The 23,191-nt window shown below is 72.2% G+C and carries 19 protein-coding genes; 11 read left to right on the top strand and 8 right to left on the bottom strand.

The genetic code is table 11. From position 1 onward, the window contains the following. The first annotated feature begins 2 nt into the window (after positions 1-2). On the top strand, positions 3-1,235 hold the full coding sequence (locus tag DQ392_RS14930; protein ID WP_114016094.1) for an acyl-CoA dehydrogenase family protein: 1,233 nt from the start codon (positions 3-5) through the stop codon (positions 1,233-1,235). A gap of 398 nt (positions 1,236-1,633) precedes the next feature. Continuing rightward, complete coding sequence (locus tag DQ392_RS14925; RefSeq protein WP_114016093.1) at positions 1,634-2,251, top strand: ATP-binding protein; 618 nt, start codon at positions 1,634-1,636, stop codon at positions 2,249-2,251. A 322-nt stretch (positions 2,252-2,573) separates the two neighbouring features. Here DQ392_RS14925 and DQ392_RS14920 read toward each other — a convergent pair whose 3' ends face one another. Then, positions 2,574-3,509 (bottom strand): cyclase family protein, encoded by a 936-nt coding sequence (locus DQ392_RS14920; protein WP_114016092.1) that lies wholly within the window; start codon positions 3,507-3,509, stop codon positions 2,574-2,576. Positions 3,510-3,621: 112 nt separating this feature from the next. Here DQ392_RS14920 and DQ392_RS14915 point away from each other — a divergent pair, with 112 nt between their 5' ends. The 3 genes from DQ392_RS14915 to DQ392_RS14905 all read left to right on the top strand — a co-directional run bounded on the left by DQ392_RS14915 (position 3,622) and on the right by DQ392_RS14905 (position 8,072). Next, complete coding sequence (locus DQ392_RS14915) at positions 3,622-4,533, top strand: SDR family oxidoreductase (RefSeq protein ID WP_114016091.1); 912 nt, start codon at positions 3,622-3,624, stop codon at positions 4,531-4,533. A gap of 542 nt (positions 4,534-5,075) precedes the next feature. Beyond that, positions 5,076-6,587 (top strand): aldehyde dehydrogenase family protein, encoded by a 1,512-nt coding sequence (locus DQ392_RS14910; protein WP_114016295.1) that lies wholly within the window; start codon positions 5,076-5,078, stop codon positions 6,585-6,587. Positions 6,588-6,920: 333 nt separating this feature from the next. Continuing rightward, complete coding sequence (locus DQ392_RS14905) at positions 6,921-8,072, top strand: alcohol dehydrogenase catalytic domain-containing protein (RefSeq protein WP_245981523.1); 1,152 nt, start codon at positions 6,921-6,923, stop codon at positions 8,070-8,072. 96 nt (positions 8,073-8,168) lie between these two features. Here the strand turns inward: DQ392_RS14905 and DQ392_RS14900 are convergent, their stop codons facing one another. Then, positions 8,169-9,254: a GlxA family transcriptional regulator gene (locus DQ392_RS14900; RefSeq protein WP_114016089.1), complete on the bottom strand. Its 1,086-nt coding sequence runs from the start codon at positions 9,252-9,254 to the stop codon at positions 8,169-8,171. 53 nt (positions 9,255-9,307) lie between these two features. Further along, positions 9,308-10,336 (bottom strand): GlxA family transcriptional regulator, encoded by a 1,029-nt coding sequence (locus DQ392_RS14895; protein ID WP_114016088.1) that lies wholly within the window; start codon positions 10,334-10,336, stop codon positions 9,308-9,310. Between the two features lie 71 nt (positions 10,337-10,407). On the opposite strand from DQ392_RS14895, the gene DQ392_RS14890 reads away from it, so the two are divergent. Together DQ392_RS14890 and DQ392_RS14885 are read left to right on the top strand one after the other, a co-directional pair. After that, positions 10,408-11,835: an MFS transporter gene (locus tag DQ392_RS14890; protein ID WP_114016087.1), complete on the top strand. Its 1,428-nt coding sequence runs from the start codon at positions 10,408-10,410 to the stop codon at positions 11,833-11,835. A 108-nt stretch (positions 11,836-11,943) separates the two neighbouring features. Next, entirely contained in the window at positions 11,944-12,711 is a 768-nt protein-coding gene (locus DQ392_RS14885; protein WP_114016086.1) for an NAD(P)H-dependent oxidoreductase, read from the top strand. Positions 12,712-12,761: 50 nt separating this feature from the next. Here the strand turns inward: DQ392_RS14885 and DQ392_RS14880 are convergent, their stop codons facing one another. The 4 genes from DQ392_RS14880 to DQ392_RS14865 form a co-directional block, all read right to left on the bottom strand. Continuing rightward, positions 12,762-13,484 carry a flavin reductase family protein gene (locus tag DQ392_RS14880; protein WP_245981489.1) on the bottom strand — a complete coding sequence of 241 codons (723 nt, stop codon included), beginning with the start codon at positions 13,482-13,484 and terminating at the stop codon, positions 12,762-12,764. A 121-nt stretch (positions 13,485-13,605) separates the two neighbouring features. Continuing rightward, positions 13,606-14,514 (bottom strand): enoyl-CoA hydratase/isomerase family protein, encoded by a 909-nt coding sequence (locus tag DQ392_RS14875; RefSeq protein WP_114016084.1) that lies wholly within the window; start codon positions 14,512-14,514, stop codon positions 13,606-13,608. Positions 14,515-14,773: 259 nt separating this feature from the next. Then, a complete protein-coding gene (locus tag DQ392_RS14870; RefSeq protein ID WP_114016083.1) occupies positions 14,774-17,032 on the bottom strand; it encodes an acetate--CoA ligase family protein in 2,259 nt (752 codons plus the stop codon). 189 nt (positions 17,033-17,221) lie between these two features. Then, on the bottom strand, positions 17,222-18,361 hold the full coding sequence (locus DQ392_RS14865; RefSeq protein ID WP_114016294.1) for a flavin-containing monooxygenase: 1,140 nt from the start codon (positions 18,359-18,361) through the stop codon (positions 17,222-17,224). A 179-nt stretch (positions 18,362-18,540) separates the two neighbouring features. On the opposite strand from DQ392_RS14865, the gene DQ392_RS14860 reads away from it, so the two are divergent. Both DQ392_RS14860 and DQ392_RS14855 read left to right on the top strand, forming a co-directional pair. Then, positions 18,541-18,972 carry a Zn-ribbon domain-containing OB-fold protein gene (locus DQ392_RS14860; protein WP_114016082.1) on the top strand — a complete coding sequence of 144 codons (432 nt, stop codon included), beginning with the start codon at positions 18,541-18,543 and terminating at the stop codon, positions 18,970-18,972. A 131-nt stretch (positions 18,973-19,103) separates the two neighbouring features. Next, on the top strand, positions 19,104-19,592 hold the full coding sequence (locus DQ392_RS14855; protein ID WP_181856432.1) for a GNAT family N-acetyltransferase: 489 nt from the start codon (positions 19,104-19,106) through the stop codon (positions 19,590-19,592). A 132-nt stretch (positions 19,593-19,724) separates the two neighbouring features. On the opposite strand, the gene DQ392_RS14850 is transcribed toward DQ392_RS14855, so the two are convergent. After that, complete coding sequence (locus DQ392_RS14850) at positions 19,725-20,915, bottom strand: thiolase C-terminal domain-containing protein (protein ID WP_114016080.1); 1,191 nt, start codon at positions 20,913-20,915, stop codon at positions 19,725-19,727. Between the two features lie 144 nt (positions 20,916-21,059). Here DQ392_RS14850 and DQ392_RS14845 point away from each other — a divergent pair, with 144 nt between their 5' ends. Next, entirely contained in the window at positions 21,060-22,655 is a 1,596-nt protein-coding gene (locus DQ392_RS14845; protein WP_114016079.1) for an acyl-CoA dehydrogenase family protein, read from the top strand. Beyond that, positions 22,655-23,143: a nitroreductase family deazaflavin-dependent oxidoreductase gene (locus tag DQ392_RS14840; protein ID WP_114016078.1), complete on the top strand. Its 489-nt coding sequence runs from the start codon at positions 22,655-22,657 to the stop codon at positions 23,141-23,143. The genes DQ392_RS14845 and DQ392_RS14840 overlap by 1 nt, the downstream gene beginning before the upstream one ends. Positions 23,144-23,191 lie beyond the last annotated feature (48 nt).

Here is a 23,191-nt window from a genome sequence, read left to right as displayed (position 1 = left end):
CCATGGACTTCCGGCTGACCGACGACCAGGAGGCGTTGCGAGCGGGCATGCGGCAACTGCTCGACCGGCACTTCGGACCGACGGCGCTGCGCCACGCGGCCGACCCTCTCGCCCACCACGCCCCGAACGCGGAGCTGACCCGCCTGTGGGCAGAGCTGGGGGCAGCCGGACTGTTCTCACTGCGGGCGGACGAGAGCGCGGGCGGGGTCGGCCTCGGCCTGCCCGAAGCGGTGCTGGTCTTCGAGGAAACGGGCCGCGCGCTGCTGCCTGGCCCCCTGGTCGCCACTCATCTGGCGGGCAGTTGGGGACTGGTGCCCGGAGCGGCGGAGGGGCGGGTGGTGGTGACGGCGATGGACGCGGGGCGGCCGTCGCCGGACGTCACGTCGCCCCCAGGGGGAACCGCCCCGGACGGCATGCTGGTGGAGCACCTGGAAGCGGCGGACGCGGTGTTGGTCGTGGGCGACGGCGAGGTGCGGCTCCTGGAGACCACGGGCAGCGATCTGGCCGGGGCGGTGAAGGACGGCGAGCAGGCCGGCAGCCCGCCCGCCGCCGCAGCCGCTCCCGCGCCCGTACCCGTGCGGTCCGTCGATCCGCTGTCCCCGCTGCACCGGGTGGTCGCCCGACCGGCCTCCGACAGCCGTCCGGTTGCCGGAGACCAGGAGGAGGGGCCGGGTGCACGGAGGGGACAGCGGTCGGGCGACGGGGTGGGGCAAGAGCCGGGGGACGGACCGGAAGAGCGGCTGCCCACGGTGGCCGGGCGGGGAAAGTGGCTGCCCGCGGTGGACGTGCCGGGAAAGTGGCTGCCCACGGGGGACGCCGACGTGCTGCGTCGTGAGGCCGGTGTGCTCACCGCAGCGCAACAGCTGGGCAGTGCCCGCCGTACGCTGGAGATGGCCGTCGGATATGCCCGAGAACGCGAACAGTTCGGGCGGCCGATCGGCACGTTCCAGGCCGTGCAGCATCTGTGCGCGGGGATGCTGGTGCGGGCGCAGACGGCGCGAAGCGCGGTGTACGCGGCCGCCGTCACCCAAGAGAGCGAGGAGGCGTACGCCGCGAAGCTCCTCGCCGACGAGGCCGCCACCTCCAACGCCCGCGACTGCCTCCAGGTGTTCGGCGGCATGGGCTTCACCTGGGAGGCCGAGGTGCACCTGCATCTGAAGCGGGCCTGGTTGCGTGCCGAGCAGTGGGGGACGTCGGCGGCTGCTGAGGAGAGACTGGCGGCTGCTCTGCTGTGACCGTTCCGCACGGATACCCCGCCGATGCCCCGTTCCTGCCGATTCCCCGCTCAACCCACCGCTATGTGAGGAAAACCCGAACAGTGGTGGTTACGCAGGGTCATGAGGGGTGTCGCGTGGGAGGCGGGTGAGGAAGTGGCGGCGACGGAGCCCGTATCCGCACGGGAACCGGCGCGCAAACGTGCCGCCGCGCAGGACAACACCGAAGTGGCAACGTGACGCAGGCCGTCGCACAGGCCGTCGCACAGTATGCCGTGCCGATACTCCTTTGCGCCGGAATATGCCTGAAGCGCTTGTTGCCCTCACTATGAGCAACCATGCTGGTCTCGATGGAGTCACAATCCGTGACTACATGGAGACGCGAGGCGATGTGTCCGCCAGTTCGGATGGTGTGAGCGGTGCAGGTGCTTCTGGAGCAGTTGGAGATCGGATCCGATCCGACGGAGGTGGGGCGCGCCCGTAGGTGGGCCAGGGCCCGGCTCGCGGGAGCCGGGGTGGCTGCCGACGAACCGCTGGCCGAGACGCTGATTCTGCTGATCTCGGAACTCGTCACCAACGCGGTGGTGCACACCGGGTGTCCGGCTGTGCTGTGCATGCTGCTGCCCCGCAGGTGCGGGGGGGAGGGGGCGTGCGAGACGGTGGAGTCCGTACGCGTCGAGGTCGCCGACACGAGCAGCCGCGCTCCGCGCCACCGTCAGGCCGAGGGCGGGGACACCGGCGGCCGCGGCCTGGAGCTCGTCTCCGGCCTCGCCGACCGCTGGGGCTGGGAACACGAGCCGGGCGGCAAGCGCGTCTGGTGCGAACTGGACGCCGCGCCACCGGGGTCGGGATGCGTCCTCGCGCCGCCCGTGTACGGCGAGACGCGAGCCGGCGGGCGAGGAGACGGGGAGCGGCGGGCGTACCCGGAGGCAGCACGCCTGGAGGGCGGTACCCGCTCGCGGACGGAGACGTGCGCCGACGTCACGCTCCGCACCCGGGTCAACGTCGTGGAAGCCGGGGCTGGCGCGTTCGGCTGAACGTGCGCCGGGAGGATTGGGGCAAAACCCCCAAAGTCCAGACCAGGTGTTGACGACTCGTGTCGGTTTGATCACCCTTGGGTGGAGCGGTTCGTCGTGAGGGGACGCCGAGGAATCCGGGATTCCTCGGCGAGTACGGGTCGCTGTCCGGCGCCAACCTTCGTGCGAGGCCTGTCCGAGGGCCGTGCGAGGCAGGGCCCCCGAGCGCCGGAGTCGGGTGGCGGTGCGCCGTGCCGTGCTCGGGGCGCGCATCAGCGCGCCGCCGCCCGAACCGTTCACGTCCGTCCGGCGTCCCGGGCCCCGGCTCCTCTCCCGCCTCACTTCACAGCACCGCCACCGGTGCCACCGGAGCACCCGTTCCGCCCGTGAACGGTTCGGGCGGTGCCGAGAGCAGAAAGCTGTAGCGGGCCTCCTCCGCGCAGACTTCCGACAACTCCTCCAGATTCCAGTTCTGCCCCTGGAGCATGCCCATCTCGACGAGGTGGAGGGCGTGAACCGGCAGCCACAGGTTCTCGATCTGCGGGGGAACGATCTCGAAGGTGAGGGTGTCGTTGGCGACAGCGGCCACATCGCGGGCGTGGAACCACTCCGGCGCCCGGATCGAGAGCCCCGGGGACGGATGCGCGTAGGCGTGCTTGTCCCCGGCGAGGAAGTGGCGCAACTGCCCGGTGCGGACGAGGACGATGTCCCCGGCCTGCACCCGTGTGCCCGCGAACTCCTCGGCCTGCTCCAGGTCCTCGGGCCCCACCGCGTGGTCCCCCGCCAGTTGCCGCTCACCGCGGGCGCGCGCCACGTCGAGCAGGACACCGCGCGAGACCAGCGGGCGCGTCTTCTCGATGCCGCCGAACGCGGCTCCGCCATGCGCGGTGATCGACCCGGCGGGCCGGTCGTTGTAGATCCGCCCACCGTGTGAGACATGGCCGAGACCGTCCCAGTGGGTGGCGGCTTGCAGGCCCATGGTCACCACGTCGTCGCTGGTGGCAACGGTGCCGGGACCGAACATCTCCAGGTTGACGGCCACCATCGTGTGCAGTGGGTTCACCCGGCCCGGGATCATCCCGGTCTGCACGCCGTCCTGCTGGAGCGGCAGCGCGAGCGGGACCCGCCGACCGCTGCGCACGCCGGCCGCGGCCTGACGCACCACCTCGTCGGTCACCAGATTGAGCGTTCCCACCTCGTCGTCGGCTCCCCATCGTCCCCAGTTGTTGACCCGCCTGGCGATCTCGGCGAACTCGGGGCACTGCGCGGGCACGGTCATCTCTCCTCCTTCAGCCGGACGTCGGAAGCGGGGCGGTACGGGGCTCTTGTGTTCGCACGGCGCCTGCCCAAGAATCTAACGGGTCGTCAGGTAACTCGGGAGGGGGACGGACGTGGGCAATTTCCTGGCCGGAAAGGTCGTCGCCGTCACGGGCGCCGGGCGCGGTATCGGCCGCGCGGTGGCGCTCGCGTGTGCGAAGGAGGGCGCCTCAGTCGTCGTCAACGACTACGGAGTCGGCGTCGACGGCGGCGAGCCGCACAGCGAGATAGCGGAAGCCGTCGTCAAGGAGATCACCACGGCGGGCGGTCAGGCCGTGGCGGTCGCCGACGACATCTCCACCATGGACGGCGGCCAGCGCGTCATCGACACCGCCCTGGCCCGGTACGGGCGGCTCGACGGAGCCGTCTGCGTGGCCGGCATCCTGCGCGAACGCATGCTCTTCAACATGAGCGAGGAGGAGTGGGACCCCGTGGTCGCCACCCACCTCAAGGGCACCTTCACCGTCTTCCGCGCCGCGAGCGCCGTCATGCGCCGACAGCGCGGCGGTACCCTCATCGGCTTCACCAGCGGCAACCACCAAGGCTCCGTCTCCCAGGCCAACTACGCGGCGGCCAAGGGAGGCGTCATCTCCCTGGTGCGCAGCGCGGCCCTCGGTCTGCACAAGTACGGAGTCACGGCCAACGCCGTCGCCCCCGTGGCACGCACCCGGATGTCCGCGGGGGTGCCCACGGAGCTGACGGAGATCGGTGAACCCGAAGATGTCGCACCCCTCGTCGTCTATCTCCTCAGCGACTCGGCCAGGGCTGAGCAGATCACCGGGCAGGTCTACACCGTCGCCGGCCCCAAGGTCGCCGTCTGGGCGCAGCCCCGCGAACTCCGTGCCGCCTACGCCGAGGGCGCGTGGACACCCGAGCAGCTCGCCGAGGCACTCCCGGGCAGTGTCGGGCAGGACCCGATGCCCATGCTGGAGCGGCTCAAGGAGATGGCCGAGGCCGCCGCGCGCAAGGACCGCCCCAACGCCTGAACCGGTACGGCGGGGCGATGGCGCGCCCGGCTTCCCGCGCGCGGGGTGCTGGGCGCACGGCCCCGTGGGGCGCACATGCACGCGCCCGCGGCGGTGGTGGACGCGGACCGGTGCGGAGCGGCCCCGGTGCGGCGCGGTGCGGCGCGACGCGGTGCGGTCCGGTGCAGGGCGTTCTGTCGCACCGGCGCGGTACGGCACCTGGTCTCCGGTGCGGAACGGCGCGGTACGCGGTTTCCGCACCGGAGCGGTATGCGGCCTCTCGCGCAAAGCGACAGGCACTGTTTCCCGCGCGGGACTACAGGCACGGTCTCCCGCGCGGGGCGGCGCGCACGGGTCCGGCGCCGAGCGGCGCGGCACGGTCTCGGGCGCCGAGCGACGTGCGGGGTTCCGCAGCGGTGGCGACGTACGCGCCCTCCCCGTCGGCGCGGTGAGAGCCGACGGGAACATCCTCGTCCCAGCACGGCGCTGGGCCCGCCCAGAGAGGCAAGCACGTGACGACGAAAGCGAGCACACCGAAGAGCGGAACCAACGCGACACCGGGCATCGGGAAGGACCCCGGGACGCCCGCCCCCGGCCGGGCGGGCGTCCCGCGGACCTACCGGCACTGGATCGCCGGCGCCTGGCAGCAACCCGCGCGCGGCCACTACCAGATCACCGACCCGGCCACCGAACAGCCGGTCGGCTACGCCCCCGAAGGGGGCGCCGACGAGGTGGACACCGCCGTCCGCGCGGCCCGCGCCGCCCAGCAGGAGTGGGCCGACACCGATCCCCGTGAACGCGCTCGGGTACTGGAGAGGATCAGCGCTCTCCTCACCGAACGCGGCCCCGGGCTCGTACCGCTCCTCCAGGCCGAGACCGGCGCCACCCTCAAGGTGGCCCGCGGAATGCAACTGCCCACCGCCGCCGACCGCTTCCGCCGCTATGCCCGCGGCGCGACGGATCCCGGCACCGTGCCGCTCGCCCCGCAGCCCGTACCGGCCAGTGCCCTCGCCCCCGGCGGACTGATCGGGGCGGCCGCCGTGCACCGCCCGATGGGTGTGGTCGGGTGCATCACCTCCTACAACTTTCCTGTCGTCAACCTCGCGGGCAAGGTGGCGCCCGCGCTTGCGATGGGCAACGCCGTCGTCTGCAAACCCGCGCCGCAGGATCCGCTGGCCTGCCTGGAGCTGGGCCCACTGTTCCAGGAGGCCGGGCTGCCCGACGGGCTCTACAACGTCGTCACCGGCTCGGGGGCGACGCCGGGCGAGGCCTTGGTCGCGCACCCGGACGTCGACATGATCAGCTTTACCGGCTCCACCTCCGTAGGAAAGAAGATCGCGGAGCGGGCGGGACGAGGCATGAAGCGCACCCTCATGGAACTGGGCGGGAAGGGTGCGGCGTTGGTGCTGGACGACGCGGATGGCCGGATCCGCGAGGCAGCACTGGGCTCGGTCGCCTCGACCTGGACCTTTCACAGCGGCCAGATCTGTACGGCACCGACGCGTGCGCTCGTACACCGCTCGCTCTACGACGAGTTCGTGACTGCCCTTTCACGCTACGCCTCCGCACTGACGCTCGGCGATCCCACGAATGAGCGAATCGTAGTCGGTCCGCTGATCTCCGCGGCCCAGCGCGACCGGGTCGAGGCGCACATCGCCGCCGCCCGTGACCAGGGCGCGACGGTGCTGGTCGGAGGCGAGCGGCCCGCCGAGCCCGGTACCGGTTTCCATGTCGCGCCCACCCTGATCACCGACGTCACGCCCGAGATGACCGTCGCCCGCGAAGAGCTGTTCGGACCGGTCGTCGTCGTCCTCCCGTTCGAGGACGACGACGAGGCCGTGCGCCTCGCCAACAGCACCTCTTACGGGTTGTACGACTACGTCTTCAGTGGCGACACCGGCCGCGCGTGGCGGCTCGCCGGCCGGCTGCGCAGCGGAAACGTCGGCATCAACACCGCGCAGCGGCACCCGGAAACGCCGTTCGGCGGGTTCAAGGACTCCGGAGTCGGCCGGGACGGCGGGGTGTTCGGCCTCCACGCCTACAGCGAACTCCAGTCGGTCGTCTGGGCGTCGTGAGGCGGGCTGATCGGTGGCGGCGGATGGCGGGGGGCGTACCGCTGTGAGGCGGCGCACCGTTGCGTGGCGCATGGGCGCATGGGCGCATGGGCGGCGTGGTGGCGTGGCGGTGCGGTTGGGTCCCCGGGCCGGTGACGGGTGCGTTCGCATCCGGGCCCGCTGGGTCGGAGATACCAGGTCGCACCGAGGAGCGGGAGTGCAGCACCTCGTACCGCGGCGCAGGAACGCAGCGCCTCACACCGAGGAGCAGGAACGCGGAGCTGAAGGCAGATCGAGCGAAGTGAGGGCCATGGCATGAGAGGCGTGATTGTCGATGACGCGGCCGCCCCGGCGGTGGCCGCCGCCCACCCACAGGCGGTCGCCCGAAAGGGAGCCGCGGGCCCGGCACAGGTGGTGGACGACCTCGACGTACGTGCCCCCGGGCCCGGTGAGGTACTCGTCGGCATCCGGGCCGCGGGGCTGTGTCACAGCGACCTCTCCGTCATCGACGGGACGATTCCGTTCCCGCGCCCCGTCGTCCTCGGGCACGAGGGCGCGGGCGTGGTCGAGGCGGTGGGGGAAGGGGTGCGGCATGTGACGCCGGGGGATCACGTGGCGCTGTCCACCATAGCCAACTGCGGCGTGTGCCCCGAGTGCGCGCGGGGCAGGCCGACCATGTGCCGCAGCGCCATCGGGAGACCGGAGAAGCCCTTTTGCCGGGACGGCAGGCCGCTGCACAACTTCGCGGCCACGTCCGCTTTCGCCGAGCGCACTGTCGTCAAGGCGGTGCAGGCCACGCCGATCCCCCGTGACATCCCGCTGACCTGCGCCGCGCTGATCGGCTGCGGCGTCCTCACGGGCGTCGGTGCCGTGCTCAACCGGGCGAAGGTCGGCCAGGGCGAGTCCGTGGTGGTGCTCGGCGTCGGCGGCATCGGGCTCAACGTGCTCCAAGGGGCGCGGATCGCCGGGGCGGCCCCGATCGTCGCCGTGGACGCCAATCCGGCGAAGCAGGAGGTGGCCCGCCGGTTCGGCGCCACGCACTTCGTGACCGCGTCACCAGGGGCGGACGGCGCGGCCGCCGCGCGCGGTGGAGCCGATGCTTCCGTGTCGACGACCCCTGGGGCCGCCGATACGGAAGCCGCCGTCAGGGAGATCCTGCCCGACGGGGCGGCGCACACGTTCGAGTGCGTCGGCAGCACGGCGCTCGTACGGCAGGCCATCGATCTCCTGGACCGGCACGGACAGGCCGTGCTGCTGGGCATGCCGGAAGCCGACGCGGAGGCGACCTTCCTGCCGGCGTCGATGTTCTTGGACAAGTCCGTGCTGGGCTGCCGCTACGGGTCCTCCCGGCCGCCCCGGGACATCGCCCTTTACGCGGACCTCTACCGAGAGGGGCGGCTGCTGCTCGACGAGCTGGTCACCGAGGTCTACCCGATCGAGGATTTCGGCCGGGCGGCGCACGACGCTCACCAGGGGCGGGTGGCGCGGGCAGTGCTGACTTTCTGAGCGAGCGCTCGTCCGGCGAGCCTGTCCGAGGGAGCGCGCCGTCATCCTCACGGCGACGGCAACGGGGCGGCGCGTGCGACGGGGAGCAGCTGCCGTTCAAGAGTGGGCTTCGGCCATGACGGCGGTCCCGGCTGCACCAGCCGCGCCCGCCAGGGGATCGACGACATCCATGGAACCCCCGTCCGCCGCCGCGGCGCGGAACGTGCGGCGGTAGGCGCGAGGGGAGACACCGAGGGAAGCGTGGAAGTGCTGGCGTAGAGAGGCAGCGGTGCCGAAGCCCGCCTCGGTGGCGATGCGTTCGACGGGCAGGTCCGTCTCCTCCAGCAGGTGACGCGCGTGTTCGATGCGCTGTTGGGTCAGCCAGCGCAGCGGAGTGACGCCGACTTCTTCGCGGAAGCGGCGGGTGAAGGTGCGGACGCTCATGGCTTCCTGGTCGGCGAGTTGTTTGAGGGTGAGGGGGTGCTGGAGGTGGTCGAGGGCCCAGGCGCGGGCGGTTCCTGTGGAGGAGAGCCGGGGTTCGGGTACGGGGCGGCGGATGAACTGTGCCTGTCCGCCGTCGCGGTGGGGCGGTACGACGGTGCGGCGGGCGACCTCGTTGGCCACCGCCGAGCCGTGGTCCCCGCGCACCATGTGCAGGCACAGGTCGATGCCCGCGGCCTCCCCGGCGGAGGTCAAAACGGAGCCCTCGTCCACATAGAGGACGTCCGGGTCGAGGCGTACGCGCGGATACAGAGCGCGGAAACCGTCCGTGGACATCCAGTGCGTCGTGGCACGTTTCCCATCCAGCAGCCCGGCGGCGGCCAGGACGAAGGCGCCCGTGCAGATGGAGGCGATCCGCGCGTCGGGACGGACACGTGAGAGCGCGTGGCGAAGGGGCTGCGGCAGTGTGCCGTCCGTCTCCGTCGCGTCGGGCTCGTGCGTGGCCGGGACGACCACCGTGTCGGCCTCCGCCAGTGCCTGCGGCCCGTGCGTGACGTGGACGGGGAAATCGGCGTCCGTACGGACCGCTCCGGGCGTCAGGGCACACGTGACCACCTCGTAGAGCGGGTCACCCTTCGGCCCGGCCGCACGGCCGAACACCTGGTGGACGAGGCCCAGCTCCATGGGCACCACACCGTGCCGGACCAGGACGGCGACCCGGTGGCGGCCCGGATGGGTGAACACCCGTGCGGCGTCGGACATGGGGGTCGTCTCCTTCGCCCTCGGCGCGGTTGTCGGCAGCTCCCGCATACGGCTCACCCTTCGCAAGGCGCGGCAGGACTCGCGGCGACGTGTCCGCCGCTCCCCGTCCGGAACGTCCTGCGGTACGCGGTGGGGGAGACGCCGAGGGACGCCTGGAAGTGCATCCGCAGCGTCGAAGCGGAGCCGAATCCGGTCCGGGCGGCGACCTGGTCGACGGACAGGTCGCTCTCCTCCAGCAGATGACGCACCCGCTCCACGCGCTGCTGGGTCAGCCACTGTTGCGGACTGACGCCGACTTCTTCGCGGAAGCGGCGGGTGAAGGTGCGGACGCTCATGGCTTCCTGGTCGGCGAGTTGTTTGAGGGTGAGGGGGTGCTGGAGGTGGTCGAGGGCCCAGGCGCGGGCGGTTCCTGTGGAGGAGAGCCGGGGTTCGGGTACGGGGCGGCGGATGAACTGTGCTTGTCCGCCGTCGCGGTGGGGTGGCACGACGGTGCGGCGGGCGACCTCGTTGGCCACCGCGGAGCCGTGGTCCCTCCGGATCATGTGGAGGCACAGATCGACCCCGGAGGCGATGCCCGCGGAGGTCAGGACGGAGCCCTCGTCCACGTAGAGGACGTCCGAGTCGAGCTCGACGGAGGGAAAGAGGCGCTGGAACCGCGCGCCGGCGCTCCAGTGGGTCGTCGCCCGCTTGCCGTCCAGCAGGCCGGCGGACGCCAGGACGAAGGCGCCCGTGCAGATCGAGGCGATCCGGGTGCCGGGACGGATACGCGCGAAGGCCTCGGCCAGCGGTGGGCTCATCGCGCCGTTGTCGTAGGGCTCGTCCCGCTCGTGCGCCGCGGGCACGATGAGGGTGTCCGCCTCGGCGAGTGCCTCGGGACCGTGCTCCACGTTGATCGTGAAGTCGCCTTCCGTGCGGATCGCACCGGGAGCGGCGGCACAGGTGACGACCTCGTACAGCGGCTCCCCCGACGCGGACCACGCACGGCCCATCAGACAGTGCGGGATGCCCAACTCGATCGGCAACAGTCCGTGCCGAACGAGAACAGCGACCCTGTGGAGACCGGGACGGGCGAAAACGGCCATGGCCCGATCCTCGCACATGGTGGCCCTCGGGCCACTCGTTCCGCGCCAGCGGGCTCAGCAGGCTGAGCGGTGTGACCGAGACTCTTTCCTCACGGCCGCCCGAGCGGGACGGCCACGGCCCCCGGACGACGCGTGCCCGGCAGTCCCCGGACGCGACCCCACCGGCACCACGCGTACACCGTGCCTGGTGGGTCGCGCTGGTGTGCTTCGTCGCGCTGGTGGGGGCCGCCGGCTTCCGGGCGACCCCCAGCGTGTTCATCGACCCTCTGCACCAGGAGTTCGGGTGGTCTCACGGGACCATCTCGTTCGCCGTCGGGCTGAACGTCCTGCTGTACGGACTCACCGCACCGTTCGCGTCCGCTCTGATGGAGCGCTACGGCATCCGTCAGGTCGTCACCGCCGCGCTGTTGCTGATATCGGCGGGCAGTGGGCTCACCGTCTTCATGCGTTCCGAGTGGCAGCTGATCGTGTGCTGGGGACTGCTGGTGGGCGTCGGCTCAGGATCCATGGCACTGGCCTTCGCCGCCACGGTGGCCAACCGGTGGTTCGTCGCACGTACGGGACTGGTCAGCGGCATCCTGACCGCCGGCAGTGCCACGGGACAGCTCGTTTTCCTGCCCCTGGTGGCGCTTCTGGTGGAGGGCTCGGGGTGGCGCACCGCCTCACTGGTGGTGTGCGGGGCCGCGCTCGCCGTCGTGCCGCTGGTGGTGTGGCTGCTGCGGGACCGGCCCGAGGACGTCGGGCTGCGCCCCTACGGTGCGGGTCCCGACTACGTGACTCCCCAGGCCGGTGCGACCGGCGCGCTGCGGCGCACTCTCGCGGCACTGTGGCAGGCGGCCCGTACCAAGGTCTTCTGGCTTCTGGCAGGGTCGTTCGCGATCTGCGGCGCGTCCTCCAACGGCCTGATGAGCACCCACTTCGTGCCCGCGGCGCACGACCACGGGATGGCCGTTCCGGTCGCCGCTTCCCTGCTGGCCGTGATCGGCGTGCTCGATCTGGTCGGCACCGTCTGTTCCGGCTGGCTGACCGACCGGTTCGACGCCCGCAGACTGCTGGCCGTCTACTACGGACTGCGCGGGCTGTCGCTGCTGCTGTTGCCGATGCTCTTCGCCGGAAGTGTGCAGCCGCCGATGTTGTTCTTCATCGTCTTCTACGGGCTCGACTGGGTCGCCACCGTTCCGCCCACCATGGCGCTGTGCCGGGAGCACTTCGGTGCCGACGGTGCCATCGTCTTCGGCTGGGTGCTGGCGGCGCACCAGGTGGGAGCCTCGGTGGTCGCCTTCGTCGCCGGGCTCGTGAGGGACGTCACCGGGACGTACGACCTCGCCTGGACGGGAACGGGCGTCCTGTGTGCACTGGCCGCCCTCATGGTGCTCGTCGTACGGCGAGGGCCGAGGGGGACAGGGGCGCCGCCTGCCACGAGTGACGGAGCGGCGCGGCCCGCGGGTGCGGAGGGGGCTGCCCGGACGGGCGGAGGGAGCGGGGATTTGGTGGGCTGAGGAGCCGGTGCGCGGGAGGACGGCCGGGCGGGCAGTTGGCCAGAACCTTGCACTTGTCGTCCATACGGTCACTCGTTTCGGTTCGGGACAGGCCGCACGATCAGCCGTATGAAGACGCTCTGGATTTTCGCCCACCCCGAGACACGCTCCCTCAACGCCACCCTGCGGGACACCGGAGTCGCTGCGCTTGGCGAACGGGGCCACGAGGTGCGGCAGTCCGACCTGTACGCGATGGGGTGGAAGCCGGTTGTCGACCGGGAGGACTTCCCCGCAAGAAATGCGCAGGACCGGCTGCTGATCGGAGAGGCCCAGGAGCACGCGCACCACAGGGGTCTGCTCAGCCCGGACGTCCGCGCCGAGCAGGAGAAGATCGCCTGGGCCGACACACTGGTCTTCCACTTCCCCCTGTGGTGGCTGGGGCCTCCGGCCATCCTCAAGGGCTGGTTCGACCGCGTACTGGTACAGGGCTTCGCCTTCGGCGTGAAGGACCCGCACGGCCGTACCCGGCGCTACGGCGACGGGGGGCTCGCGGGAAAGCGCGCCATGGTCGTCACCTCGGTCGGTGCGCGCCCTTCCAGTTTCGGCCCGCGCGGCATCCACGGCTTCGTGGACGACATCCTCTTCCCTCTGCACCACGGCACGTTCTGGTACACGGGGATGGCCCCGCTGCCGCCCTTCGTTCTCTACGGAGCCGACCGGGCGGGTGCGGCCGACGCCAAAAAGTGGCAGGAACAACTGCGCGCACGGATGGACGCGTTGGAGACCCTCGCCCCCCTGGCGTACCGCCACGAGGCCGGAGGGGACTACGACGCGGACCTGACGCTGCGCACGCACCTGGCGCCCGGCCGCACGGGACTGGACATCCACGCGGCATGACGAGCGGAGGAGCGAGCGCGCGCCATGCCCACTCGGGCGCGCACATCTGTTCACTCGGCCGGGGTGAACGTCCCCAGCCTCCCCTGGTGAAAGACCAGCGGTGCCTCATCGCCGCACCCTTCGTCCAGCGCGCGCACCCTGCCGACGACGATCAGGTGGTCACCGCCGGTGTGCACGGCGTGGATCTCGCAGTCGATCCACGCCGTTACGCCCTCCAGCAGAGGCGATCCGGTCACAGGTGCGGGGGAGTAGGAGACCCCGGCGAACTTGTTGGCGCCGCTCACCGCGAACGCCCGGCACAGCTCCCCCTGCGCCTCGGACAGGACGTTCACACAGAAGACCCCGGCGCGGGCGATGCCGGGCCAGCTCTTGGACGTACGGGCCACCATGAACGAGACCAGCGGCGGATCCAGCGACAGGGAGGCGAAGGACTGGCAGGCGAACCCCGCAGGCCCTGGCAGGCTCTCTCCGGTCTCCGACACCCCCTCCGGCGCACCATTCGACGCCCCTTCCCGCGCAGGCGGCGGCGCTGGCGCCGTCACGACGGTGACCCCCGAGGCGAAACCGCCCAGGACACGACGGAAGACGGCCGGGTCGACGGGTGCGCGCTCGTCCGCCCGCACAGCTCGCAGGTCGGGCGGGGGAAGCGCCTCGGTGCGCTCCTCCCGTCGCTCCTCCGGAGGCAGCGCGCGCCCCGTGGTCTGTCCGGACGGTGAGCCGGCAGTCCGCAGATAGCGCACAGCGGCGGCTGCCATTCCCGCGTGTCCCATCATGGCTTCATCGTCCCTGTGACGTCGTCGGATCGGGTGGCATGCGCTGTGACGTCACCGGAGGTGGTGTCGTCGCAGCGGTCGGCCCGTTCGGGGCGTCCTGTCCAGCGTAACCACGGCTGTCCTACCGCCCCTCGAAGACGGGTGACCGCCGTTCGGCGAAGGACGCCACGCCTTCGCGTGCGTCCCGGGTGGTCATGTTGATCTCCTGGGCCCACGCCTCAGCGCCGAGGGCGGCCCTACGGTCCGCGTCCATGGAGGCGTTGACCAGCCGCTTGGTGAGCGCGAGCGCACGCGTCGGCCCGGACGCGAGGCGTTCGGCCCAGGCGCGCGCCGTCTCCGTCAACTCCTCGCCCGGCACGACACGGTTGACCAGGCCGAGCCGCTCGGCCTCCGCGGCGGTCAGCGCGTCCCCGAAGAACATCAGTTCCTTGGCCCGTTGCGGCCCGATCAACCGCGGCAGCAGGTAGGCGCCGCCCCCGTCCGGCACCAGCCCGCGCCGTACGAAGACCTCCACGAACGTGGCCTCCTCGGCGGCCAGGACGAGGTCGCACGCGAGGGCGAGATGGCAGCCGAGGCCGGCGGCAACGCCGTTGACGGCCGCGAGCACCGGCTTCTCACAGTCGAGCACGGCCGTGATCAGCCGCTGCGCCCCCCGCTCCAGGGTGCGTGCCACATCGCCCGCGACCCGCTCCGACCCACTGCCAGGGCCGCCTCTCAGGTCCGCGCCCGCGCAGAAGCCGCGCCCCCGACCGGTGAGGACGACGGCCCTCACCTCGGGTTCCGCCGAGGCGTCGGCGAGCAGGCCGACGAGGCGTTCTCGCTGGTCAACGGTGAGGGCACCCAGGGTCTGCGGCCGATCGAGCGTCAGCCACGCCACGCCGTTGTCAGTGGTCCGCGCTACAACTTTCTTCAGGGACTCGTCCACGGCCTCACACGAGGCCGCGGGCTGGGCTCGCTCGGCCTGTTCGGGCTGCTCGGGCTCGGGCTGCTCGGGCCGTTTGGACGACGACGGATCACGGGGGGAGGACATCGACGTGCGGCTCCTTTCACGGCGGACGGTGCGGCGCTGTGCACAGACAGCGCGGCTCCGCGCGCTGACGGCCTGGCTCCGCCTGCTGACGGCCTGGTGCAGCGCGCGGGCGCCACGGCCCCGTATGCGGGTGACGCGGGTGCGTGCGCGGGCGCCGGGGTCACGCGTGCCTGCGATGCGGGCTCCCCTGCGGGCGGCACGCCCGCGGCTGGCGGCGGCGTGGAACCGCGTGCGGGGACCGGGGCGCTTCGCGCGCTGGTCACCGGCACACCGCCAGGGCGTCGAGCGCCACCGCTCCCTGCCCGCGCGCCAGGACGACCAAGGGGTTGATGTCCAGCTCGGCCAGGCCGCCGGCGCCCTGGGAGCCGGGCGGTGCCCCGAGTTCCAGAGCCATCCGCTGCACCCGCAAGATGACCTCGACCAGCGCGTCGACGTCGGCGGGCGGCCTGCCGCGCACCCCTTCCAGCAGCGCGGCTCCGCGCAGTTCCCCGAGCATCGCGCGGGCCTGCTCCTCGCCGAAGGGCGGGACCCTGACGGTGACATCACGCAACACCTCCACCAGGACGCCACCGAGCCCCACCGTCACGGTCGGCCCGAACAGTTCGTCCTGCCCGATGCCGACCACCATCTCCACGCCGGGGTCGACCATCTGGCACACCAGTACGCCGTCCAGTTCGATCTCCTCGACGCGCGTGATGTCCATCAGCTCGCGGTAGGTGTCGCGGACCTGGCTCGCGGAGGTGAGACCGACGCGGACGAGGCCGTACTCGCTCTTGTGGGCGAGTTGCGGCGCCGACGCCTTCATGACGACCGGATAGCCGACCTGCGCGGCCGCGCGCACCGCCCCCGCCGCGCTGGTGCACAGCTGCTCGCGGGGGACGCGGACGCCGTAGGCGCGCAGCAGCTGTTTGCCGGCGTGCTCGCTCAGCTGCTGTCCGGGCCGCAGCAGTGCCTGCGCCTTGCGGTACGAGGGGGAGGGGGTGCGGGGCGCGTCCTGGAAGGGGGACCGGTAGGCGCGGGCGAAGCGGTGGTGGTCGAGGTAGGCGCGGACCGCCCGTATGCAGTTGCCGAACGTCCGGAACGTCGCCACGCGGGAGGAGCCGAGCAGCGTGGTCCTGTAGGCGTCCTCGGTGCCGACCGGAGAGCCCCACACGACGCAGACCAGCTTGTCGGTCTCCTCGGCCGCGGCCACCAGATCCCGGGCCAGCCTGTCGCTCATCGGCGGGAAGGGGCCGGTGATGGGGCAGATGAGGACACCGACGTCCGGATCGGCCAGGACCGCGTCGATGATCTTGCGGCCGCGCCGGTCACCCACCGGGTGGCCACCGTTGTCGACGGGGTTGGCCACCGACAGATAGTCGGGGATCCACTGGTGCAGCTCCGCCTGCTTGGTCTCGGAGAGCGTGGGCAGCGTCAGCCCTGCCGAGGTGGCCAGGTCGGCCAGGTGGGCTCCGGTGCCCCCGGAGATCGCGAGAACGGCGATGCCCTCGGCCCGTGGTGGCCGGGCCCGGGCCAGCAGTGTGGCCGTGTCCTGGAGCTCGTCCAGCCCGTCCACGCGGATGACGCCGTACTGCCGCATCGCCGCGTCCACCGTGGCGTCGGTGCCCGTGAGCTTCCCCGTGTGCGAGGCGGCCGTGCGTGCCCCCGTCTCGGTGCGGCCCACCTTGACCGCGACGACGGGGACACCGCCGCGTGCCGCGCGGTCGGCGGCGAGCAGGAACCGCCTGCCGTCCTTGAGCCCTTCCACATATGCCGCCACGGCCCCCACCTCGGGGCAGCCGGCGAAGTAGGAGAGGAAGTCGGCCGTCTCCAGGTCGGCCTCGTTTCCGGTCGGAGCCCAGTGCGAAAGCCGGATGCCCAGCTCCTGGAGGGCGAAGAGGGGGCGGCCCTGGTGTCCTGACTGCGTGACGAGGGCGATCGCGGGCCCGTCCAGGTCGGTGCGGAAGCGCTCGAAGGCGTTGAGGTTGGTGTTCGGGCCCAGCAGCCGTACGCCGGAGCGCGCGGCGGCCTCGGCCAGCTGCTGCTGGGCGAGGGTGCCGTCCTGGCCGGTCTCGGCGAAGCCGGAGGCGAAGGCGACGGCGAACCGTGTCTTGGTGTCCGCCAGCTGCTCCAGTACCGGCAGTGGATCGGCCACGAGGAGGACGGCGACGTCCACGGGTTCGGGGAGGTCGGCGACGGTGGGCGCGCAGGCGTGCCCGAACACCTCGCGCCGCTTGGGGTGCACCGGATACAGGCGGGCGCCGACGTGTTCGGCCCAGGCCAGCAGTTGCTGCGTGATGCCGGTGTTGGGGCGCCCTTCGGCGTCGGAGGCGCCCACCACGGCGACGGCTTCCGGGCGGAAGAAGCGGTCGAGATCGGGCACCGGGGCGTGCAGTGGCCGGCCGCTGACATCGAAGGCGACCTCGTCGCTGTCGTCGGCCCTGCTGTGGACGCGGCCGCCGCCGGCCGGTTCGCCGCAGGCCAGTACCCGGCCATGGCGGGGGGTCATGGTGAGGGTCCCGTGAGTCGATCCGAGCATGTGTACTCGCCCACTCCCGTGTGGTGCCGACTGGAACTGACGCTCCGTCAGGTTAGTGGAATTGACGTGACGTCAGGAACCCCTCTGTCGGCCAAGGAGACCCGCCGGCGCCTGAGCGGTCGCTTGAGGCCGCTGGAGGCTGTTCGAGACCGCTTCGGATCCCCAAGGGGTGGGAGGCGGGACCGGGCCTCAGTGGGCCGCCTTGGCGATGGCCTTCGCGATCCGTGCGGCGTCGAGTCGCAGTTCCCGCAGGGTCCCGCTGATCGGGTAGGAGAACCCGGTGAAGTGGAGAGCGGGGGCCGAAGGGTGCGTGCGAGGGCCGTGGGCGAGGGGGCGGCCACGTGTGTCCAGCACGCCCAGGTGGCCGACCAGTTCGTCGAGTCCCGTGCGGTATCCGGTGGCGGCGATGACCACCTCGGGGCTGATGGTCTCTCCGTCCGCCAGGACGGCCTTCGCCCCCTCGAACGACTCGAGGGCGGCGACCGGCTCGATCCTCCGCTGCCGCACCGCGCTGACCAGCCCGACGTCCAGCACCGGGATCGCACCCTGGCGCACGCGCGTGTACAAGCCGGTATCCGGGCGGGGCAGCCCGTAGGGAGACAGATCGGGCAGGGAGGCTTTGGCGAGTCGCGCCGCCATGCGGTCGACGAGGCCGACAGGCAGGCGCCGGCACAGGATGGCGCTGCGTTGGGAGGGCCAGCCCAGGGTGGAGCGGCGCATGATGTGCGGAGGCGTCCGCACGGCCAGGCGTACCCGCCCCGCTCCGCTTTCCGCGAGGTCGGTGGCGATCTCGGCTCCGGTGTTGCCCGCGCCCACCACCAGGACGTCTTTGCCCGCGTAGGGGGCGGGGGTGCGGTAGGCGGAGGCGTGCAGCAGGTCGCCCGTGAAGGTGTCGCGTCCCGGCCAGGGCGGCAGGTGGGGAGTGTGGTTGCAGCCGGTGGCCACGACGACGGCGGGGCTGGTCAGCCGCCGCCCGCCGTTGGCGTGCAGCACCCACTGGTCGTTCTCGTCGCGTTCGAGTCGGTACACCTCCACCCCTGTGGCCACCTCTGTGCGGTGGTGTGCCGCGTACTGTTCGAGGTAGCGCACCACGTCCGCGCGCGCGACCCAGCGCCCGTAAGCGCGGGGTATGGGCAGCCCCGGGAGTGCGGAGGCGGCGCGGGTGGTGTGCAGGTGCAGGCGGTCGTAGTGGGAGCGCCAGGAGGCGCCGACGGCGTCGGCCCTCTCCAGTACGACGGCGCTGATGCCGCGCTCCCGCAGTGCGGCGGCCGTGGCCAGGCCCCCGGGGCCGGCGCCGAGGATGTGGACGGGCGTCCCGTTCTCGGGCATGAGCATGACGACAATTCTAGGCGCCCCCACGAGCCGTCGGTGGTCGCTCCGCACGGCCCCCTTGCGGAGTGACGCGGAGGCGGCTTCACTGCGACGTGGCACCTGACGTACCGTCAGCTACGACCCCGTGGACGGGTGACGCGAAGGCGGAAGCCAAGCCTGGTGCGAGCGGAGGCCTCATGGGCACAACGTCGAAACAGCGGTTCGACGTCCCGGACGTGGACGCGTTCACCGCGCCGTACTGGCAGGCGGCGGCTCGGGGACGGCTGCTGATACGCCGCTGCCGCGCCGAAGGGTGCGGCACGGCACACCACTACCCGCGCGAATTCTGCCCGCGCTGCTGGAGTGAGGACGTCGTCTGGGAGGAGGCGGACGGGCGCGCCACCCTGTACACCTGGTCGGCCGTCCACCGCAACGACCTGCCCCCCTTCTCGGAGCGCGTCCCCTACGTCGCGGCCGTCGTGGAACTCACGGAGGGCCCGCGCATGATGACCGAGCTGGTCGACTGTCCACAGGAGGCGCTGGTGGTGGGGAGGGAGCTGCGGGTCGCGTTCCGGCAGCTGCCCGGAGAGGGCGGCGCAATCACCGTTCCCGTCTTCCGCCCCGCGTAGGCACTTCTCGGGACAGCTTCCACGGGGCCCTGGTCCCCGTAGAAGGCGCACGCTCCCGCGTGCTGCGCCCGTCGGGCCGGGGCGGCGTTTTCCGGTGGCGTCACGGGCCCCCGAGCGCGCAGGCTGTGTCCGTGCAGATCCGCGAAGCGACCGCAGCCGACTGGGCCGCCATCTGGCCCTTCTTCCACACCATCGTCGCCGCAGGCGACACCTACACCTACCCGCGCGACATGGACGAGGCCGCAGGCCGAGCGGCCTGGATGCTGGAGCCCCCGGGGCGCACCTTCGTCGCCGTGGACGAGGACGGCACCGTGCTCGGTTCGGCGAAGACGGGCCCGAACCACATGGGCGGCGCGTCCCATATCGCGGGAGCCAGCTTCATGGTCGACCCCGGATGCGGCGTCAAGGGTGTCGGACGGGCGCTGGGCGAACACGTGCTGGAGTGGGCCAGGGGTGAGGGCTACCGGGCGATGCAGTTCAACGCTGTCGTGGAGACCAACACCCGCGCTGTCGCACTGTGGAAGTCCCTCGGATTCGAGATCGTGGCCACACTGGCGGAGGGCTTCCGCCACCCCGAGCACGGGTTCGTGGGACTGCACATCATGTACCAGCGGTTCTGACAGCGGACATCACGCACCAGCGGTTCTGGCGGCGGGCAACCACCACCGGCTCCGGCGCCGGACATCACGGAGCAGCCGTTCCGACGCCGCACGCCAGGTACAGGCGGATCCCGCATCGCGCCCCCGCGGTCCTCAGCCGCGGCCCAGTACCAGGGTTCCCGACGAGCAGAACCAGCCGCCTGTGCCGGACGCGACGGCCAGTTCGGGCAGTGCTCCGTCGCGCCTGCGTACCTGTCGCCCGTCGTCGGCCTGGCCGCGTAACTGCCGTACGGCCTCCACGAGCAGGAAGAGGCCCCGCATGCCCGGGTGGCAGGCGGACAGGCCGCCTCCGTCGGTGTTGACCGGCAGGTCACCGTCGCGCAGCAGCCGGCCGTTCTCCACGAAGGGGCCGCCCTCCCCCTTGGCGCAGAAACCGAGGTCTTCGAGTGTCACGAGCGTCATGTAGGTGAAGGCGTCGTAGATCTCGGCGAGATCGATGTCGCCAGGCGTGACACCGGCCTGCGCGAAGGCGGTGCACCCCGATGCCGCTGCCGGGGAGACCGTGAAGTCCTCCCACTGCGACATCGTGGTGTGGGAGACGGCCGATCCCGAGCCGAGAATCCAGACGGGCCGGGTGGCCAGGTCCGGTACGAGGTCCTCGGCGACCAGCAACGCCGCGCAGCCGCCGTCCGAACGGATGCAGCAGTGCAGCTTGGTGAACGGGTCGGCGATCACCGGGCCGGACAGGACGTCGTCCACTGTGACCGGTTCCCGGTACATGGCGTCAGGGTTGGCGGCCGCGTTGGCGCGGGCCTGTACGGCGACCTGGGCGAGCTGTTCCAGGGTGGTGCCGTACTGGTGCATGTGGCGGCGGGCCGCCATCGCGTACTTGGCGATGAGGGTGTGCCCGTAGGGCACCTCGAATTGCAGCGGGCCGCGCGTACCGAAAGAGAGGTCTGCGGTGCGGCGGCGGGCTTTGAGGTCGGCGCGCGCGGTGGAGCCGTACACCAGCAGTACGGCGTTCGCACGGCCCTGCGCGATGGCGTCGGCGGCGTGGGAGGCCATGACCTCCCAGGTGGAGCCGCCGACGGAGGTGGAGTCGACCCACGTGGGCCGCAGTCCCAGGTATTCGGCGACCTCCACAGGCGCGAGGGTGCCCAGTCCGGCCGAGGCCAGCCCGTCCACCAGGGAGCGATCGAGGCCGGCGTCCGTCAGCGCCCGGCGCGCGGCCTGGGCGTGCAGCGCGTACGGCGTCGCCTCGTCGACCCTCCCTCCGTCCGAGAGCGCGACTCCGGCGACCGCGACGCGGCGGCCGATGCGGTGGGTGCTGTCGGCGGGCGGCATAAACCTGACGGTACATCAGTTTTGCGTGTCGGCGGGAGGGGGAATGGTGGCAAGGTGCTGCCCGTGCCCTGGGCATCTGAGCCGCGGCTGCCTACCATGACGCCCCGTCAGGTGACGAGGTGGCCGTTTGAGGGGGCGCTGCCGATGGACGCGGGATTCACCGCGGAGCAGAACGCGATACGCCGTACGTTGCGACACGTGCTCGACAGACACGGCGGGCCAGACGAGGTGCGGGCCGCGGCGCGGTCGCCGCAGGGGTACGACACCGGCCTGTGGGCCGCGCTCGCCCGGGACCACGGCCTGCCCGGCCTGGCGGTGCCGGTGGCCTACGGCGGCGCAGGGCGTGGCACTCTCGCGCTCGCGCTCGCCGGCGAGGAGACCGGTCGCGCCCTGCTGCCGTCACCGCTGGTGCCCACGGCCTGCCTGGTCGCCCCGCTGGTACTCGCTCTGGGCACTGAGGCGCAGCGTGCCGGAGTGCTGCCCCGGCTGGCCTCCGGCGAACTGACCGGTGCCCTCGCCGTACCACCTGGCACGCTGCCCGTGGCCCTCGGCCTCACGGGAGCGGCCGGATCCGGGGAGCCGACAGGAGGCGAGTACCGGCCCGGCGAGCTACCAGCCGGAAGCGGGCGCTCCGATGACGGGAGATTCGACAGCGGGCGGGCCGACAGCGGGCGGGTCGACGGTGGATGGCCCGTCGGCGGGTGGTCCGGCGGCGGGCGTGCCGGTGGTATCCAGGCGCACCGTGCGGCGGACGGATGGCGGCTGTACGGGGAAGCGGCACAGGTGCTGGGCGGTCACAGCGCGGGGCTGCTCCTCGTCGCGGCGCACGCGGGCGGCTTCACGCGCAGCAGAACGCTGCTCTTTCTCGTCGCGGACGACGCCGCCGGGCTCCTGCGGGTACGGCACTCCGCGCTCGACGAGACGCGCGCTGTGGCCCGCGTCGAACTGCGCGACGTGCGCGCGGAACTCCTCGGCGGGCCCGACGAGTCCGATGCGCGGCCCGCGCTGGCCGCCCTCGGCCCCCCGGTGGCCGCCGTCCTGGCGATGGAGGCCGTGGGCGCGGCGGACGGTGCGCTGACGCGAACGGTCGAACAGGTCACCTCGGGCGCGGGCGCCGGGCGACGGCCGTGCGGATCCCGCCAGGCGGTACGGACCCGCCTGGCGGAGGCGTACCTGCGGGTGCGCACCGCGCGGGCAGCGGCCTCTTACGCGGCGTGGGTGGCCGGGACGGACGAGGCGGAGTCACGGGCGGCCGCCGGGACGGCGCTGGCGGTGGGGCTGGAGGCGCTCAGGTTCGCCGCGGGCGAGGCGGTGCGGTTGCACGGCGAGGCGGGTTCGACCCGGGAGCAGACGGCGCACCTCTCCTTCAGGCGCGCGGCCGGGGACGACCTGCTCTTCGGGCCGGTGCACCGGCTGCGGCACCAGGCCGCCGAGGCGGCGGCGCTGTACGCCGCGGGAACGGGAGAAGCCGCGAACGTGCGGGAGGGGGACGTGGCGCGAAGGGACGCACGGGAAGGGGGAGTGGTGCGAAGGGACGCACGGGAGGGGGACGTGGCGCGAAGGGACGCACGGGAAGAGGCTGCGGCGCGGACGGACGCGGAAAACGGGGAAACAGCGCGAACGGACGAAGAAGAGGAGGCAGCCGCGCGAAGGGACGCGGAAAAAGGGGAAGCCGCGCCAACGGGCGCGGAAAAAGGGGACGCGGTGCGGACGGGCGCGGGGAAGGCGGCCGGAGTCTGATGGCCGGATCGGGCGGACGGAAGATGATTCAGTCGGTGTCGTCCACGCGGACGTTCTCGCGGGTCGCCCCGCATGTGATCCCCGTTCTGGACCGGGTGGTGCACCGGCTCTCGGGCGGGCGGACGATGCTCAGTACCCGCATGCTGCCCGGTGTCGTGCTGAGCTCGACGGGCGCCAAGAGCGGTGAGACGCGACGGACGCCGCTGGCGTGCATGCCGGAGAAGACACGGGGGAGTTGGTTGCTGGTCGGCAGCAACTTCGGCAGGCAGGGCCACCCGGGATGGACCGCCAACCTGCGCCGTCATCCCGAGGCGCGGATCACCTACCGGGGCCGCGACATCCCCGTGAGAGCACGGCAGTTGGAGGGTGCGGAGCGCGAGGAGGCGTGGCGGGAGCTGCTGAGGTTCTGGCCGCCGTACGCGGTCTACCAGGGCCGGATCGAGCGGCGGATCCGCGTCTTCCGCCTGGAGCGCAGGCCGGAGAGCTGACGGCTTCTCGGTGAGAGGCGAGGGACGCTGCGTACGGGGGATGCCACG

Source organism: Streptomyces reniochalinae, from assembly GCF_003323735.1.
Lineage (GTDB): Bacteria > Actinomycetota > Actinomycetes > Streptomycetales > Streptomycetaceae > Streptomyces > Streptomyces reniochalinae.
The sequence above is the reverse complement of the archived record's forward strand: the minus strand, read 5'-3'. Positions and strand labels throughout refer to the sequence as shown.